General features: G+C 71.9%; 14 protein-coding genes. 6 read left to right on the top strand and 8 right to left on the bottom strand.

The genetic code is table 11. The features are described from left to right. Positions 1–70: 70 nt before the first annotated feature. The 7 genes from F4556_RS31865 to F4556_RS31835 are packed head-to-tail and all read right to left on the bottom strand — an operon-like array spanning position 71 to position 7,374. The gene (locus tag F4556_RS31865) at positions 71–1,291 is read right to left on the bottom strand and encodes a beta-ketoacyl-[acyl-carrier-protein] synthase family protein (RefSeq protein WP_184922356.1); all 1,221 of its coding nucleotides are present in this window, start codon (positions 1,289–1,291) and stop codon (positions 71–73) included. Next, a complete protein-coding gene (locus F4556_RS31860) occupies positions 1,291–1,551 on the bottom strand; it encodes an acyl carrier protein (protein ID WP_184922353.1) in 261 nt (86 codons plus the stop codon). The genes F4556_RS31865 and F4556_RS31860 overlap by 1 nt, the downstream gene beginning before the upstream one ends. After that, positions 1,515–2,642, bottom strand: coding sequence for a beta-ketoacyl-ACP synthase III (locus F4556_RS31855; protein ID WP_376775759.1), 1,128 nt, complete (start codon positions 2,640–2,642; stop codon positions 1,515–1,517). The genes F4556_RS31860 and F4556_RS31855 overlap by 37 nt, the downstream gene beginning before the upstream one ends. Then, positions 2,639–3,493: an SDR family NAD(P)-dependent oxidoreductase gene (locus F4556_RS31850; protein ID WP_184922351.1), complete on the bottom strand. Its 855-nt coding sequence runs from the start codon at positions 3,491–3,493 to the stop codon at positions 2,639–2,641. The genes F4556_RS31855 and F4556_RS31850 overlap by 4 nt, the downstream gene beginning before the upstream one ends. Beyond that, positions 3,490–4,515: a 3-oxoacyl-ACP synthase III family protein gene (locus F4556_RS31845; RefSeq protein ID WP_184922349.1), complete on the bottom strand. Its 1,026-nt coding sequence runs from the start codon at positions 4,513–4,515 to the stop codon at positions 3,490–3,492. The genes F4556_RS31850 and F4556_RS31845 overlap by 4 nt, the downstream gene beginning before the upstream one ends. Next, the gene (locus F4556_RS31840; RefSeq protein ID WP_184922348.1) at positions 4,512–6,383 is read right to left on the bottom strand and encodes an acyl-CoA dehydrogenase family protein; all 1,872 of its coding nucleotides are present in this window, start codon (positions 6,381–6,383) and stop codon (positions 4,512–4,514) included. Before F4556_RS31840 ends, F4556_RS31845 begins: the two co-directional genes overlap by 4 nt. A gap of 46 nt (positions 6,384–6,429) precedes the next feature. Continuing rightward, the gene (locus F4556_RS31835; RefSeq protein WP_184922346.1) at positions 6,430–7,374 is read right to left on the bottom strand and encodes an acyltransferase domain-containing protein; all 945 of its coding nucleotides are present in this window, start codon (positions 7,372–7,374) and stop codon (positions 6,430–6,432) included. 286 nt (positions 7,375–7,660) lie between these two features. Between F4556_RS31835 and F4556_RS31830 the strand changes: the two genes are divergently transcribed. Further along, the gene (locus F4556_RS31830) at positions 7,661–9,085 is read left to right on the top strand and encodes an NsdA family TPR-like regulatory protein (RefSeq protein WP_221503748.1); all 1,425 of its coding nucleotides are present in this window, start codon (positions 7,661–7,663) and stop codon (positions 9,083–9,085) included. Here F4556_RS31830 and F4556_RS31825 read toward each other — a convergent pair. Further along, on the bottom strand, positions 9,082–9,597 hold the full coding sequence (locus F4556_RS31825) for an NUDIX domain-containing protein (RefSeq protein WP_184922342.1): 516 nt from the start codon (positions 9,595–9,597) through the stop codon (positions 9,082–9,084). The genes F4556_RS31830 and F4556_RS31825 overlap by 4 nt on opposite strands. A gap of 113 nt (positions 9,598–9,710) precedes the next feature. Here F4556_RS31825 and mmuM point away from each other — a divergent pair, with 113 nt between their 5' ends. The 5 genes from mmuM to F4556_RS31800 all read left to right on the top strand — a co-directional run bounded on the left by mmuM (position 9,711) and on the right by F4556_RS31800 (position 15,838). After that, positions 9,711–10,586, top strand: coding sequence for a homocysteine S-methyltransferase (mmuM, locus tag F4556_RS31820; RefSeq protein ID WP_184922340.1), 876 nt, complete (start codon positions 9,711–9,713; stop codon positions 10,584–10,586). 103 nt (positions 10,587–10,689) lie between these two features. Then, entirely contained in the window at positions 10,690–11,454 is a 765-nt protein-coding gene (locus F4556_RS31815; protein ID WP_184922338.1) for an IclR family transcriptional regulator, read from the top strand. 303 nt (positions 11,455–11,757) lie between these two features. Beyond that, positions 11,758–12,477 carry an MIP/aquaporin family protein gene (locus F4556_RS31810; protein ID WP_184922336.1) on the top strand — a complete coding sequence of 240 codons (720 nt, stop codon included), beginning with the start codon at positions 11,758–11,760 and terminating at the stop codon, positions 12,475–12,477. Positions 12,478–12,571: 94 nt separating this feature from the next. Then, on the top strand, positions 12,572–14,092 hold the full coding sequence (glpK, locus tag F4556_RS31805) for a glycerol kinase GlpK (RefSeq protein ID WP_184922334.1): 1,521 nt from the start codon (positions 12,572–12,574) through the stop codon (positions 14,090–14,092). A gap of 150 nt (positions 14,093–14,242) precedes the next feature. Further along, entirely contained in the window at positions 14,243–15,838 is a 1,596-nt protein-coding gene (locus tag F4556_RS31800; protein WP_184922331.1) for a glycerol-3-phosphate dehydrogenase/oxidase, read from the top strand. The last annotated feature ends 114 nt before the right edge of the window (positions 15,839–15,952 follow it).

Raw genomic sequence — 15,952 nt, 5'->3', positions numbered from 1 at the left:
CGGATCGGATAATTCACTCCGACGGCCGCCGAACACGAATATGCGATATTCGGATTTCATGCAAGTGCCACTAGCGGGTGAAGGCGAGCACCGTGTTGTGGCCCCCGAAGCCGAGGGAGTGGCTCAACGCCAGGTCGATCTGCTGGGGACGTGCGCTACCGGCGACCACGTCGATCTGGTCCGTGTGGTCGTCGGGTGCCGTGAAGTTCGCGGTCGGGGGAACCGTCTGCCGGACGATGCTGGCAACCGTGAGGACCGCCTCGATGGCTCCCGCAGCGCCCATGGTGTGCCCCAGGCACCCTTTGGCGGAGGTCACGGTGGGCGTGTGACGGGTGAACAGCTCCCGGATCGTGGTGGCTTCGGCTCGGTCGTTGAGCGGTGTACCGGTGCCGTGGGCGTTGATGTGGTCGACCTCGGTGAGGGTGGCATCCGCAGCGCCCAGGGCGGTGGTGACGGCGCGGCGCAGGCCGGTTCCGCGTGGGTCGGGTGCGGTGGCGTGGTGAGCGTCGCTCGTGGTGGCGTAGCCGGCCAGGGTGGCGTGCGGCCGGATCCGGCGCGCTGCGGCGTGCTCGGCGCGTTCGAGGATGAGGACACCCGCTCCTTCGGCCAGGACGAAGCCGTCGCGGTCCCGGTCGAAGGGGCGGGAGGCCCGGGCCGGATCGCGGTCGCGGCGGGAGAGCGCGCCCATTTTCGCGAAGGCCGCGGCGCACAGCGGGGTGACCATGGCGTCGGTGCCGCAGGCCACCGCGAGGTCGCACTGGCCCGCCGCCAGCAGCAGGGCGGCGGTGATGACGGCCGTGGCGCCCGAGGCGCAGGCGGTGGAGGTCTGCAGGGACGGGCCCCTGATGCCCAGTTCGAGCGCCACGTGGCCGGCGGCCATGTTCGGGAGATATCCGGTGAGGGTGAGCGGTGACACGTTGGTGGGGCCGCCGGACAGCAGCCTGCGGTGCTGGGTCTCCAGGGTGCCGATGCCACCGGCGGCCGAGCCGACCACCAGGGCCACCCGCGTGCCGTCCCAACTGCCACTGGAAAGGCCCGCGTCGGCCATCGCCTCGTGAGCGGCGGCGAGGAGGAGCAGGGTGCTGCGGTCATAGCGCCAGGGCTGGCGGACCGGAACCGTGTCCGGTGCGAAACCGGGCACCCGGCAGGAGATGGCCACCGGCAGGCCCACGAGCTCGGGGTCGGGACGGGCGGCGGAGCGGCCGCCGCACACACTCGACCAGGTCGCGTCCGTACCGATGCCGCCCGGGGTCACCAGTCCGGTGCCGGTCACCACGACGGCCCCGCGCACTAGGCGCCCTCGGATTCGGTCGCAGCGGCCGCGAGCAGCTCGGTGATCCGGCGGGCGATCGCGTCGACGGTGTGCTCCGCATCGGCCCCGTTCTCGTCCAGCGGGATGTTCCAGCGCTCCTGGAGCGTCAGGTAGAGCTCGACGACGGCCAGGGAGTCCAGCTCCAGGTCCGCCAGTGTGGCTTGCGGGTCGATGTGCTCGGCGGGCACCTCGAACTTCTCGGTCAGGAGGGTGACGAGGTGCTGGCTGACGGCGTCCATGCGTGGCTCCTCAGAAGGTCGGTGCTGCTGAGTGGGGTGAGGTCGAACTCCGGGCTCGGCGGTCGGGTCCGGGGGACGGTGGCGGGCCAGTTCAGTGCTACGGAGGCCCAGGTCAGGCCACCACCGAAGGCGGTCAGCAAGGTCCGCCGACCGGGGGTGAGGGCGCGCTGGGTGGTGGGATCGGCCATCACCAGCGGAATGGAGGCTGCCGCCGTGTTCCCGACGTCGCGGATGTTCCCGAAGCGGTGCTCCGGGCCGATGCCGAGGCGCTGGGCGACCGCGTCGAGGATGCGCTGGTTGGCCTGGTGGCCGATGAACGCCTCCACGGTCTCCGCCGGCCAGCCCGCACGGTCGAGCGCCTCGCGCGCGGAAGCCACCATGCGTCGGACGGCATGTGCGTAGACCTCGCGGCCCTGCATCCGGAAGGTCGTTGCCTTCGGGTCGACCTGGGGCAGGTGCATCGGTTGCCGGGAGCCCCCGCCGGGGACGGCGATGAGCTGGTGACCGCTCCCGTCGGCGCCGAGAGCGGCCGCCAGCACCGCTCCCGGCGCGTCGATCCGGCCGGGCCGCAGCAGGACGGCGCCGGCCCCGTCGCCGAAGAGGGCGGCGGTGTCACGGTCGGTCGGATCGACGATGCTGGAGTAGGTGTCGGCTCCCACGACCAGCGGCGCCCTGCACAGGCCGCTGTGCAGGAGGGCGGTGGCGGTGGCGAGGGCGTAGAGAAAGCCGGAGCAGACCGCACCGACGTCGAAGGCCGGAACGGTGCCGAGGCCGAGCCGGTGGGCGACGTACGGTGCGGTGGCCGGACAGGGCTGGTCCGGGGTACTGGTGGCCAGCACCAGCAGGTCCGGGGCTGATCCGCCGTCGGAGGAGATGGCCGCCCGGCCGGCGGCGACGGCCAGGTCTCCGGTGCTGATGCCCGGTGCGACGCGCCGTCGGTGGACGATGCCGGTACGCGTTCGAATCCACTCGTCGGTCGTCCGGAGCCGGCCGGCCTCGATGACGGCCGCGTTGTCGAGGACCTGTTCAGGCAGGCCGGCGCCTATCCCGGTGATGACGGCGGTCGTCTCCTCGAAGCGCACGCCGGTCACGCCCCCGCGAACGGCGAAGCCGGCTTGGGAATACCGGCCAGGCCACCGTCGGGGACGGTCAGCCCGCCGTCCACGACGACGGCCTGGCCGGTGACGAAGGAGGCTGCGGGGGACGCGAGGAAGAGCGCGACGCGGGCCACCTCGTCGGCTTCGGCCCATCGCCCCATCGGAACGTGGCTGATCAGCCAGTCGGACAGCGGTGCGGCACCGGCGGCGAACTCCGTCATGTCGGTCCTGGTCCACCCGGGGCAGAGCGCGTTGACGCGGATGCCCTGCCGGGCCCAGCCGACGCCGAGGGACCGGGCGAGGGAGACCTGGGCGGCCTTGGTCACCGCGTACGCCTCCATCATGGGCGTACCGATCAGGCCCGCCACCGACGACATCAGCAGCAGGCTGGCCCGGGAGGAGCCGGCCAGGTAGGGGTGCACGGCCCGGCACAGCGCGGCGGTGGCGTCGAGGTTGACGGACATGACGGTGTCCCACTGGTGCTGCTCCGAGCTCTGGAACGGTGTCAGCACCGGCGTCAGGTCATCCGCCATCGGCAGGGTGCCCGCGTTGTGGACGACGACGTCGAGTCCGCCCAGGGCGTCCGCCGCCTGGTGGACGATCGCGGTGGCCGCGTTCGGATCGGCCAGGTCGCCGACGACCACGTGCGCCTTGCGTCCCCGGTCGTGGACGGCCCGGACCACGTCGTCGAGCGCCGCGACGCTGCGTGCCGCCACCGCGACATCGCAGCCCGCGTCCGCAAGCGCTTCCGCGGTGGCCCGGCCGATCCCCCGGGACGCGCCGGTGACCAGTGCGAGCGCGCCCTCGAGGCGGAAGGCGTCCAGGGCGTTGGTGGAGGTACTCATGGGATCGGCCTCTCTTCAGGGCGGTGCCAGGTCAGCAGGGCACTGCCCCACGTCATGCCGGCACCGAACACGGTGACAAGAACGGTGTCGCCGGGCCGGAGCGATCCCCGGGCGGCGGTGGCGAGGGCGTACGGGGCACTGGCCGCGCCGATGTTGCCCACCTCGTCACCCACCACGACCAACTGCTCGTCGCGGATGCCGATCTGCTGCGCGAGAGCACGCAGCAGTACCGGATTCGGCTGGTGGGTGACGATGCGGTCGACGTCCCGCAGTTTGAGTCCGTTGCGTTCGAGGCTGTCGTGGACGAGCCGGGGGAAGACGTCCCTGATGAACCGGCTGACGGCTCGTCCGTCCATCTGGATCGTGTGCCCCCGGTCCCGGAGGGTGGCAGGATCGGCAGGTCGGCGGCTGCCGCCGGCCGGTATGAGGACGAGGTCGGCGAGCGAGCCGTCCGACCCGAACGTGAAGTCGGTGAAGCCGTACGGCTCGGGGACCGGGCCCAGGATCGCCGCGGCCGCGCCGTCCGCGAAGAGCACGGCCGTGCCCCGGTCGGTCGGGTTGAGGAACTTCGAGTACGCCTCGGTCCCCACGACGGCGGCGTAGCCCTTGGAGGGGTCCTCGCGGAGCCAGTCGTGCGCGACCTTGGCGGCGAACAGCCAGCCGGAGCAGGCCGCGCTGACATCGAGGGCCACCGCCCGGTCGGCCTTCAGCAGCCCCTGGACGCGGCAGGCCGTGGACGGGCCCAGCTCGTCGGGAGTGGAGGTGGCGCACACCAGCAGGCCGATCTCCGTCGGGTCGACACCGGCCGCGTGTGCGGCGGACCGGACGGCGGCCGCGGCCAGGTCCGAGGCGGCCTCCTCGGCGGCCGCCACGTGGCGTGAGCGGACACCGGTGCGCTCCTGGATCCACTCGGGCGTGACGCCGGTCGCCTCGGCCACCTCCTCGTTGGTACGGATCCGGCTGGGCAGGTAGCTGCCGGTGCCCCAGATTCCGATCCGAGGCGGTACGGCGTCCGTGTTCATGAGGGCCCTCCCCGGTGCCAGCCGAGCGAGCCGGCCAGCGCACTGTTGAAGTCGGGTTCGCCGAGCGGCGCGCCCACGACCGCCTGCGGATACCCGAACTCCTCTTCAAGGGAGCCGAGGTGAGGCAGCAGGCGGTCGCAGAGCCGATCCACGATCGCGGGCAGCTGTCGGATCTCCGCCGACCGGAGGGTCCCGGCCGTCAGCAGGGAGCCGGCCAGCCGTCGCGCGGACACCGCACCGTAGAGACCGGCCAGCGCGGATACGGCGGCCGACGACTCCGGGTGCCGGACGCCCAGGTCGGCCGCGGCGCGGGCCACATCGTCGGCGACCAGCCGGGCGGCATAGGTCTCGCCCAGCTCACCGGCGTCGGAGAGCAGCGGATTCCAGACGGCGAACTCGTCCGCACCCGGCGCGCTCCGGTCGCGCAGGCGACGCAGTCGGTCGGTGAGCCGCTGTTCGTGCGAGCGGAGGACGGACGGCCACCAATCGGGGCTGCCCGGGCTCGGGCGCCCGGCGGCCGGCTCGTCGGGCCGGGGTGCCTCGTCGAGGAGCGCGCGACCGAGGTCGAAGAAGATCAGTTGGCTGTCGCCGCCGGCCGCGTCGAAGGAGCGGGAGAACCCGTGATAGGCGGCCAGCCGGTTGACGTCCAGATGCCCGGAGAACCCGCAGTGCCGCTGGCAGTCGGCGGTGATCCGGGCCGCCGCGCGGACCGTGTGGGCCTTGTACGCGGAGAGCGGTCTGCTGACGGCCGACCAGGGTGCGAAGGTCATCGGCCCGTCGACCTCCCGGACCGCACCGTCGCCGGCCGCGACTCCCGACTCGGCCAGCACGGTCAGGGACCGGGAGGCGGCGCAGGTCAGCGCGAACGCCTCGGCCAGGGCGCCCAGGACGCCGTGTTGCTGGGTGCGGTAGTCGAGCAGCGGAGTGCCGGGCGCCAGCCGCCCCTGGGTGCGGCGCCGGCGCGCGTAGCGCAGTGCCAGTACGGCGGACTGCCGGGATATCGCTGCCAGCGCGGACGGCAGCACCGCCCACAGGACCTGTCCGACGCAGAGCGTGCGTTGCAGGCGCAGATCGGGTGAGCCGAGCGGGTCGCGGAAGACGCCGTCCGCGTCGATGACGGCGCTGTCGCGCAGCCAGTGCTCATAGGGGAGGCGGAGGTTGTGGAACCGGAATTGCGCGTAGTCCAGCGGGAGAGCGCTGAGTTCGATGGTGTCGGACATCTCCACTCCCGGCCGCAGACCGTCCTTGTCGACGAGGTCCACCACGAAGGAGAAGACCCCGCAGTCGGCGCCGGCGACCACCAGCCGGGCGAGCGCTGTGCCGATCAGCGGCCCGTCGTCCAGGGTGCCGGCGGTGAACTTCGCCGCCGCCGGATCAGGGCTGTCGAGAACGAACTCCCGGCTCACGGGGTCGAATTCGGCGGTGGTGCGCGTCGCCAGATGACTGTTGGCGAGGCCGACCTCGGTGATCATGAACACGCCCTTGGCGCGACCCGACTCCATCGCTCCGAAGCGGCTCTTGAGCAGGTCGTGGTCGGGAGCGAGCCGGTCCATCGAGTTGAGGGCCAACAGGTAGTGGTTGATGAGCACCATGGTCAACGGCGGGTCGGCGACGGCGGCCCAGCCGAACAGTGCGCCCAGCTGCTCCGGCCGGTCCAGCAACTCCCGCCCCGGGGGCAGGGAATCGGCAAGTCGGCGCAGCCGACGCCGGAGCCGGGGCTCGCGGTCTGCCGGGTCGGGGCCGGGCGGACCCGAGTCGTCGGAGAGGGAAGCCCTGAGAGTACGGAGGAACGATGCGGACACCGGCCCGTGGATGAGCTCCTCGAGGTGGGTGCGCGGCTCTCCCTGCGGCGGGGGGCCAGAGGACATGGCGGATCTCCAGAGGGGTCGGGGGCACAGTCACGGCGGAGCGGGATCACCAGCGGAAGCCCGCGTCGCCCAACGGCGCGTGGACGGTCGTGTCCGGTCCGGCGAGCACCCGCCGCGCGCTGTCGGCCAGCGCGCTGCCGGGCCCGGCCTCGAAGAGCGCTGCGGGCCGGGCCCGGCCCGCGAGGCGCAGGACCGGTGGCAGCCGGGCCGGGCGGACCAGGCAGTCGGCCAGTCGACGGGGCAGGTCCTCGGTGGAGGTGTAGGCCCGCCCGGCAACCGCGGAGTAGACCACGGGACCGAGCGGGGCGACCGGATAGGCCCGTACGGCCTGCTCGAACACCTTCGCCTGATCGTGCAGACCGGGATGGTGGGAGGAGAACGGCAGTCTCAGCCGGACAGCCGCCAAGTCCTCGCCACGGGCGGCCAGTTCGACGGCCTCCAGCGCGGCTGTCGGACCGCTCACAATCGTCTCCCGGTCATCGTTGACGCAGGCGACCACCGCCTCCCCGGTCAGCTCCAGCAGGTCGATGAGGGTCTGGGCCGTGTCTTCCGAGCACCGCAGCAGCGTCAGCCCGCCGGGGCAGGTGGCGAGCACCTGGGCGAGGTCGTACGCGATCCGGGCACCGTCGTCGACGGCGAAGGCGCCGGCCGCGGTGAGGGCCGCGATCTCCCCGAAGCTCACACCCAGCAGGGTGGCCGGTTCGCCACGCGATGCGCAGAGCGCCTGGTGGACCGTCATCGATGCTCCGAACAGGGCGAGTTGGGAGGTTCCCACGGGAGCCTCGGCCAGCTCTCGGCCGCCGGGGGGATTCGGGCCCAACAGCCACGGCGCGAGCGCCGGCAGCCGACGTTCGGCGGTGACCTCGTCGATCTGCTCGTAGACCTGCCGCGCCACCTCTCGCAGCCCCCCGCCCGAGCGGGTCTCCCGCACCAGTGAGGCGATCGTGAAGTCCCCCTGGCCGGGGAAGAGATGGACGTGCACGGTCCGCATGCCAATTCCTTGTCGTAGGCTCCTCACCGTTCGGGCCGGGCCGACGGAACGGACAATCCGAGAATGCACGGCCGGGGTGGACGACTTCCATGACTTGCGGGCCCGGCCTTGTTGAATTTCTCCACGTGCTGAAACCTGCGACGCGATCCGTTTTCGGGCTTGTTGTGCCCATGGCCCAGAGGTGCCCTTGCCACGGCGGCCGGTCAGCGCGCACAGTGTCGAAAAGCCTTGAGCGGTCGGGGACCTGATACCTCGTCGGTCATTGTCCTGCGTAAATGGGGTTGCCATGAGTTCCCGACGAAATCCCAATCTGAGACTCCGCTCCCTGCTCGACGAAACCGGCTGGACCGGTCAGAGACTGGCCCAGGCCGTGAACCACGAAGGCGCCCGACGAGCGATGGTCGTCACCTACGACCGCAGCTCCGTCGCGCACTGGCTGGCCGGCACCCGTCCGCGCGAGCACGTCTGCGCGCTCGTCTGCCAGGTGCTGTCCCAGGCCCTGGGCCGGACCGTCGGGCCCGAGCAGGCGGGCTTCGCTGCCGAGACCAGGAGCGAAGCCTCCTCCACCGCGGCTCCGCACGAGCGGCTGCGCGAACTCGCGGAGAACACGCCGAGCGCCCGCCGAGCGCTGCGCCTGCTGCCGTACTCGCTCGATCCGGAGCTGCCCGAGCCCGCACCGCCCTCCGGTGGGGACCGCGCCCACAGCCGGATCGGCACCGCTCACGTCCGCACCGCCGAGCTGCTGGTGACGCTCTTCGCCGACGCCGACAAGGCGTTCGGAGGAGCACGTATCCGCCCGGCACTGACCGCGTACCTGTCCGTCGACATCGCCGCCCAGCTGGACTGCGCGACCGCGCCGTCGGTCGGTCGGCGATTCCACCAGGCCGCGGCGGATCTCGCCTATCTGGCCGGCTTCGTGTCCTTCGACGAGAACCTTCAGGGCGCGGCCCAGTCCTACTTCCGGATCGCCGCACAGCTCTCCGCCGAGGCGAACGACCGGCTCCGCCACGCGATGGCGCTCCGTCAGATGAGCGTCCAGGCGGTCTTCCTGGGGAACTCCGGGCTGGCGCTGCAGCTCGCCCAGCACGCGGCCAGGGAACGCGGCGCGCTGCCGACCGAGTCCGCGGCCTTCGTCACCGGGCAGGAGGCGCTGGCCCTGGCGTGTACGGGCGAACGGCGGCGGGCACTGGCGTGCCTCGGCCGGTCCCAGCGCCTGCTGGATCAGACTCCCCCGGACAGCCGCGTTCTGCTCGGGGGCTACCACCAGGCCGCCTTCGCACACCAGCAGGCCGAGGTGCTCGCTGCCACCGGCGACATTCCGGGGGCCTGCGCAGCACTCGCCCACTCGCTGCGCCACCGGCCTTCGGAGGAGGGCAGGGCTCGGATGCTCACCACGGCCCGCCTCGCGAGCCTCCAGCTGCGCCAAGGGCACCTGGAGCTCGCCTGCCACACCTGGGACAGGTTCCTCGACGACTATCCGAACGTCACGTCGGCTCGCGGTGACGCCGCCCTGCGCGAACTGCGCACCGGGTTGCGCGTGCACCAGCAGGAGCCTGCCGCGCGCCGGGTCCTCGCTCGTGCCGGTCGGCTCCCGCTGCCTCGGACGGAGCGCCCCACGGTGCCCCGGTCCGGTGCCGCACCGAGGCGCCGGGGAGCCGTGCGGATCCCGCTGCCGTCGGCGGCCCCCGAAGCGGGGCCGAGCGACGCTTAGTCGAAGGTGCCCTTGAACCAGGCGTCGGCGACCTGGGTGTGCAGCGGGAAGGCCAGCGGGGTGGGGGTGTTGATCAGGTACCAGCCGTCGGTCTCGTCGGTGGGGACGGAGGGCGGCAGCTCGGCCAGGGGGCGGGGCGGGAAGAGGGCGAAGAGCATCAGGAACATGCCGCGCTCGTCGCTGCCGGTGTCGGCCAGCCGGGCGCTCGCGGGGTCGACGTCGATGCCGGCCTCCTCGCGGAGTTCGCGGGAGGCGCCCTGCTGCCAGGTCTCGCCGAAGTCGATGTAGCCGCCGGGGAGGGCGAGCTCGCCGTAGCCGGGCTCGATGGTGCGGCGGATGACCAGCAGGCTGCGGGTGCCGTCCGGCGGCTCGACGGGGAGCAGGGCGACGGCGACGGGCAGCGGGTTGCGGTAGCTGATCTCGCCGCAGCCCGGGCAGGTGCGCGGCCAGACGGTGCCGGCCGCCGCGTACGGCGTTCCGCAGAAGTGGCAGTGCGAGTAAGGGCCGGTCATGACTGGATGCTAGTCGCAACGGGTGACGGCGTGTCAGTGTCTCGCGCAGCGGACCTGGCACGGGGCGTTGAGCTGGGGCGTTCTAGAGTGCGGAAGGATTCGAGGAGGACATGATGGTGGGTTCGTTCGCAGAGGCGCTCGCGGCGGGGCCGCTGGTGCTGGACGGTGGGTTGTCCAACCAGTTGGCGGACGCGGGGCACGATCTGTCCGACGAGCTCTGGTCGGCCCGGTTGCTGGCGGACGATCCGTCGGCGATCACTGCGGCACACCGGGCGTACTTCGCGGCGGGCGCGCAGGTGGCGATCACCTCCAGCTATCAGGCGAGCTTCGAGGGCTTCGCCCGTCGGGGTGTCGGTCGGGAGCAGGCTGCCGCGCTGCTGGGCCGGAGCGTCGAGCTGGCGCGGGCGGCGGGGCCGGGCTGGGTGGCGGCCTCGGTGGGGCCGTACGGGGCGGTGCTGGCGGACGGTTCGGAGTACCGGGGCCGGTACGGGCTGACCGAGGGTCAGCTGGTGGACTTCCACCGGCCGCGGATCGAGGCGCTGGTGGCGGCCGGTCCTGACGTGCTGGCGGTGGAGACGATCCCGGACACCGACGAGGCGGCGGCGGTGCTGCGCGCGCTGGAGGGGGTCGAGGTCCCGGTCTGGCTGTCGTTCAGCATCGCGGGTGACCGGACCAGGGCGGGGCAGCCGATCGCGGAGGCGTTCGCGCTGGCGGCCGACGCGCCCGGGGTGGTGGCGGTCGGGGTGAACTGCTGCTCGCCGGAGGACGCGGACGCCGCCGTACGGGTCGCGGCGCGGGCGAGTGGCAAGCCGGTGGTGGTCTACCCGAACAGCGGGGAGAGCTGGGAGGACCGGGCCTGGCAGGGCCAGCCGACCTTCCGTCCCGAGCGGGTGGCGGGGTGGCTGGCGGACGGGGCCCGGCTGGTGGGTGGCTGCTGCCGGGTCGGTCCGGGGCAGATCCTTGCGCTGGCCGAGGCCGTCGGGAACTGACGGGTCCTGCCGGGAAAGGTGCACGCCCACCCGTCGGCCTGGCAGACTCTGAGCGATACCACTGCGGTCGACAATGTCGACCGCCTGTCAGCGGAGGTACGCAATGCCCGGCCCGATCCAGTCGCTCTCCCGGGCTGCCGCGATCCTGCGGCTGCTGGCCGGCGGCGAGCGGCGACTCGGTCTGTCGGAGGTGGCCACCGCACTGGGGCTGGCCAAGGGGACGGCGCACGGCATCCTGCGCACCCTCCAGCAGGAGGGGTTCGTCGAGCAGGATCCGGAGACCGGCAAGTACCAGCTGGGTGCCGAGCTGCTCCGGCTCGGCCAGAGCTATCTGGACGTGCACGAGCTCCGGGCCAGGGCACTGGTCTGGGCGGACGACCTGGCCCGGGCCAGCGGCGAGACGGTCTACCTCGGGGTGCTGCACCAGCGCGGCGTGCTGATCGTTCATCACGTGTTCCGCCCGGACGACACCCGCCAGGTGCTGGAGGTCGGCTCGATGCAGCCGCTGCACTCCACCGCGCTGGGCAAGGTGCTGCTGGCGTACGACCCGGTGGCCCGCGGTGAGCTGGGCGAGGAGCCGCTGGAGTCGTACACCTCGCGGACGCTGACCGATCTGGCCTCGGTGGACGAGGAGTGCGGGCTGATCAGGGAGCGCGGCTGGGCCGACGCGGTCGAGGAGACCTGGGAGGGCGTGGCCTCGATCGGTGCACTGATCCAGGACCGGCGGCGCAATCCGGTGGGCGCGGTCTGCATCAGCGGTGCGGTGGAGCGGGTCTGCGAGGACGGCTTCGTCCGGCCCTCGCTGGTGGCCTCGGTGCGCAGCGCGGCCCGGGCGATCTCCCGGGACCTTGGTGCCGGCCGGTTCTGACGCTTGGTGAGATTCCCGCGAGCGCGGGTGGGCTTCGGCCTGCCCGCGCTTTGGTGTTTTGTCCAGTTTTTATGCCATCCGACTGCTAGTTTCGGCGCCATGGTGTGATCACGTTGAGTGATGGATCACAGGTGTGTCACCCCGTCTTGACGTGAGGGCAACGACGGGGGGAAGCTTCCGCATGACGGTCGACATTGTCGAACGGTGTCCGGAGCAAACGGAACGCCACCGTCGCGGCGCGACCCCGGGACGGGAAGCGCCACTCTCCCCCACCTGCTCCGGTCACGGACGAAGGAGTCCTTAGTGTCCGCGTTCTCCAACGGCGACATCTTTGTCGGCGAAACCCTCGGCACCGCCGCTCTGATACTCCTCGGCGGCGGCGTGTGTGCCGCCGTCACGCTGAAGAAGTCCAAGGCCCTCAACGCCGGCTGGCTCGCCATCACCTTCGGCTGGGGCTTCGCGGTGATGATCGCCGCGTACATGTCCGCGCCGAAGTCGGGTGCCCACCTCAACCCGGCCGTCACCCTCGCGATCGCCGCCAACACCGGCGAGTGGGGCAAGGTGCCGCTCTACATCGGCTCCCAGCTGCTCGGCGCGCTGATCGGCGCCGCCCTGGTCTGGGTCACCTACCTCGGCCAGTTCCAGGCGAACGAGGAGCCCACCCTCGGCATCTTCTCCACCGGCCCCGAGGTGCGGAACCCGGTACAGAACCTGCTCACCGAGATCATCGGCACCTTCGTGCTCTGCCTGGCCATCCTCACCCAGGGCCTCACGGCGGGCCTCGGCCTCTCCGGCACCGGCATCCTGATCGTCGCCTTCACCGTGGTCGGCATCGGCCTCTCGCTCGGCGGCCCGACCGGCTACGCGATCAACCCGGCCCGTGACCTCGGCCCGCGCATCATGCACGCGCTGCTGCCGATCCCGAACAAGGGCGGCTCCGACTGGTCGTACGCCTGGATCCCGGTGGCCGGCCCGGTCGTCGGCGGTCTGCTGGCCGGCGGCTTCTACCACCTGGCGTTCTGACGCCCCGTTGGTTTGCCCCAGGCCTGTGCACGGGGACTGACCTCTCGTCAGGCCCGCCCCTCTTCCTGAACCCCTCATTCGAGCCGAGGACCTCATGACCACGACTGGCAACTACATCGCCGCGATCGACCAGGGCACCACGTCGAGCCGCTGCATCATCTTCGGCGCCGACGGCCGGATCGTCGCCGTCGACCAGCAGGAGCACAGCCAGATCTTCCCGCAGCCCGGCTACGTCGAGCACGACGCCGCCGAGATCTGGACCCGGGTGCAGTCCGTGGTCGCGGGCGCGCTGGAGAAGGCCGGTCTGACCAAGGACGACATCCGCGCGATCGGTATCACCAACCAGCGCGAGACCACCGTCCTGTGGGACAAGAACACCGGCAAGCCCGTGCACAACGCGCTGGTCTGGCAGGACACCCGGACCGAGGCGCTCTGCCGCGAGCTGGGCCGCAACGTCGGCCAGGACCGCTTCCGCCGCGAGACCGGCCTGCCGCTGGCCAGCTACTTCGCCGGCCCGAAGATCCGCTGGCTGCTGGACAACGTCGAGGGCCTGCGCGAGCGCGCCGAGGCCGGCGACATCCTGTTCGGCACCATGGACACCTGGGTGATCTGGAACCTCACCGGCGGTGTGAACGGCGGCAAGCACGTCACCGACGTGACCAACGCCAGCCGCACCATGCTGATGAACCTCTCCACCCTGGCCTGGGACGAGAAGATCGCCGAGTCGATGGGCGTGCCGCTCACCGTGCTGCCGGAGATCCGCTCCTCCGCCGAGGTCTACGGCCACGCGGTCGGCGTCCTGGACGGCGTGCCGGTCGCCGCCGCGCTCGGTGACCAGCAGGCCGCGCTGTTCGGCCAGACCTGCTTCTCGCCCGGCGAGGCCAAGTCGACCTACGGCACCGGCACCTTCCTGCTGCTGAACACCGGCGAGCAGATCGTCAACTCCTACCACGGCCTGCTGACCACGGTCGGCTACCGGATCGGCGACCAGAAGCCGGTCTACGCCCTGGAGGGCTCGATCGCGGTCACCGGCTCGCTCGTGCAGTGGCTGCGCGACCAGCTCGGCATCATCTCCACCGCCGCCGAGATCGAGACCCTGGCCTCCACCGTCGAGGACAACGGCGGCGCCTACTTCGTGCCGGCCTTCTCCGGCCTGTTCGCCCCGTACTGGCGCTCCGACGCCCGCGGTGTGATCGCCGGTCTGACCCGGTACGTCACCAAGGGCCACCTGGCCCGCGCCGTGCTGGAGGCCACCGCCTGGCAGACCCGCGAGGTCGTCGACGCCATGCAGAAGGACTCCGGCGTCGAGCTGACCGCCCTCAAGGTCGACGGCGGCATGACCTCCAACAACCTGCTCATGCAGAACATCGCGGACGTGCTGAACGCCCCGGTCGAGCGCCCGTACGTGGCCGAGACCACCGCGCTCGGCGCCGCCTACGCGGCCGGTCTCGCGGTGGGCTTCTGGCCCGACCTGGACACCCTGCGGGCCAACTGGCACCGCGCCGCCGAGTGGACTCCCCGAATGGACGAGGCCACCCGGGAGCGCGAGTACAAGAAGTGGCTGAAGGCTGTCGAGCGCACCATGGGTTGGGTGGAGGAGGACGAGGAGAGCTGACCGTCACGCCGGTCGGGGCCAGCAGCGGCCCCGACCGGCCAACGCCGTTTGACGGCCTCTCAGGAGGCCGACCCGGTCTCCGCGGAGACCGCACCCGCACCATCGAGAGGAGAAGCGGCGCCGCCCGCACCGAGCGCCGCAACACACACCATGGCTACCATCCCGACTCTGGGCGCCGGCTACACCAACGGCCACACCGCCTCCCGTGCCGAGACCCGCGAGCTGCTCGGCAAGGCCACCTACGACCTGTTGGTGATCGGCGGCGGCATCCTCGGTACCGCCACCGCCTGGACCGCCGCCCAGTCGGGCCTCAAGGTCGCCATGGTGGACGCGGGCGACTTCGCCGGTGCCACCTCCAGCGCCTCCTCCAAGCTGGTCCACGGCGGGCTGCGCTACCTGCAGACCGGCGCGGTCAAGCTGGTCGCGGAGAACCACAAGGAGCGCCGGGTGCTCTCCAGTGACGTGGCCCCGCACCTGGTCAACCCGCTGACCTTCTTCGTGCCGGTCTACAAGGGCGGCCCGCACGGCGCGGCCAAGCTCGGCGCCGGTGTCTTCCTCTACTCCGCGCTGTCCGCCTTCCGGGACGGCATGGGCCGGGTCTCCACCGCCGCGCACGCCGCCCAGCAGGTGCCCGCGCTGCGCACCGAGGGCCTGCGCTCGGTCGCGGTCTACGGCGACCACCAGATGAACGACTCCCGGGTCGCCGTGATGACCGTCCGCGCGGCCGTCGAGGCGGGCGCCGTGGTGCTCAACCACGCCGAGGTGACGGGCCTTCGGTTCACCGGCACCCGGGTGACGGGCGCCGAGCTGAAGGACCGTCTGGACGGCACCGAGTTCGGCATCAGCGCCCGCCTGGTGCTGAACGCCACCGGCCCCTGGGTCGACCACCTGCGCAAGATGGAGGACGCGGGCGCGGCCCCGTCCATCCGGCTCTCCAAGGGCGCGCACGTGGTGGTCAAGCGCCGCACCCCGTGGCGCGCGGCGCTCACCATCCCGATCGACAAGTACCGCGTCTCCTTCGCCATCCCGTGGGAGGACCACGTCCTGCTCGGCACCACGGACGAGGAGTACACCGGCGACCCGCAGGACGTCCGCGCCACCGAGGCCGACATCGACCAGATCATGGACGAGGCCGGCCACGCGATCCGCGACGAGCACCTCGACCGCGACCTGATCACGTACGCCTTCGCCGGCCTGCGGGTGCTGCCCGGCGGCCCCGGCGAGACCTCCGCCGCCAAGCGCGAGACCGTGGTCACCGAGGGCCGGGGCGGCATGCTCTCGGTCGCCGGCGGCAAGTGGACGACGTACCGTCACATCGGCCGCACCGTGCTGGAGAAGCTCGCCCACGTGCCCGGCACCGGCCTGCGCGAGGACATGTCGCCGATCCCGGCCACCGTCCCGCTGCCGGGTGTCGGCGCGCCGAACGCCGTCGCGCACCGCCTGCTGGTGGACCGCGAGCCCGGCTCCCGGATGGAGCCGCTGGTCGCCAAGCACCTGGCCTCGCACTACGGCACGCTCTCCTTCGAGATCGCCCACCTGATCGCGCAGCACCCGGAGCTCGGCGAGCCGATCCACGCCGACGGACCGGACGTCTGGGCCCAGGTCGCGTACGCCGCCGACAACGAGTGGGCGTACACCGCCGACGACGTGCTGCGCCGCCGCACCACCATGACGGTCCGTGGGCTGGACACGCCGGAGATCCGGCAGCAGGTCGAGGCCTTCCTCGCGAAGCGTGGAACCAAGTAAGCACAGCCTCGCGAAGCGCGACAAGAACAGTTGACGATCAGTCATAGTGCCCTGCCCGAGCGTCTGTTCGGGCAGGGCATCGTCGTGTCACGGAGTAGAAACAGCTTGGCCGGA

Origin of the sequence: Kitasatospora gansuensis (genome assembly GCF_014203705.1) — a bacterium.
GTDB lineage: Bacteria > Actinomycetota > Actinomycetes > Streptomycetales > Streptomycetaceae > Kitasatospora > Kitasatospora gansuensis.
The sequence above is the reverse complement of the archived record's forward strand: the minus strand, read 5'-3'. Positions and strand labels throughout refer to the sequence as shown.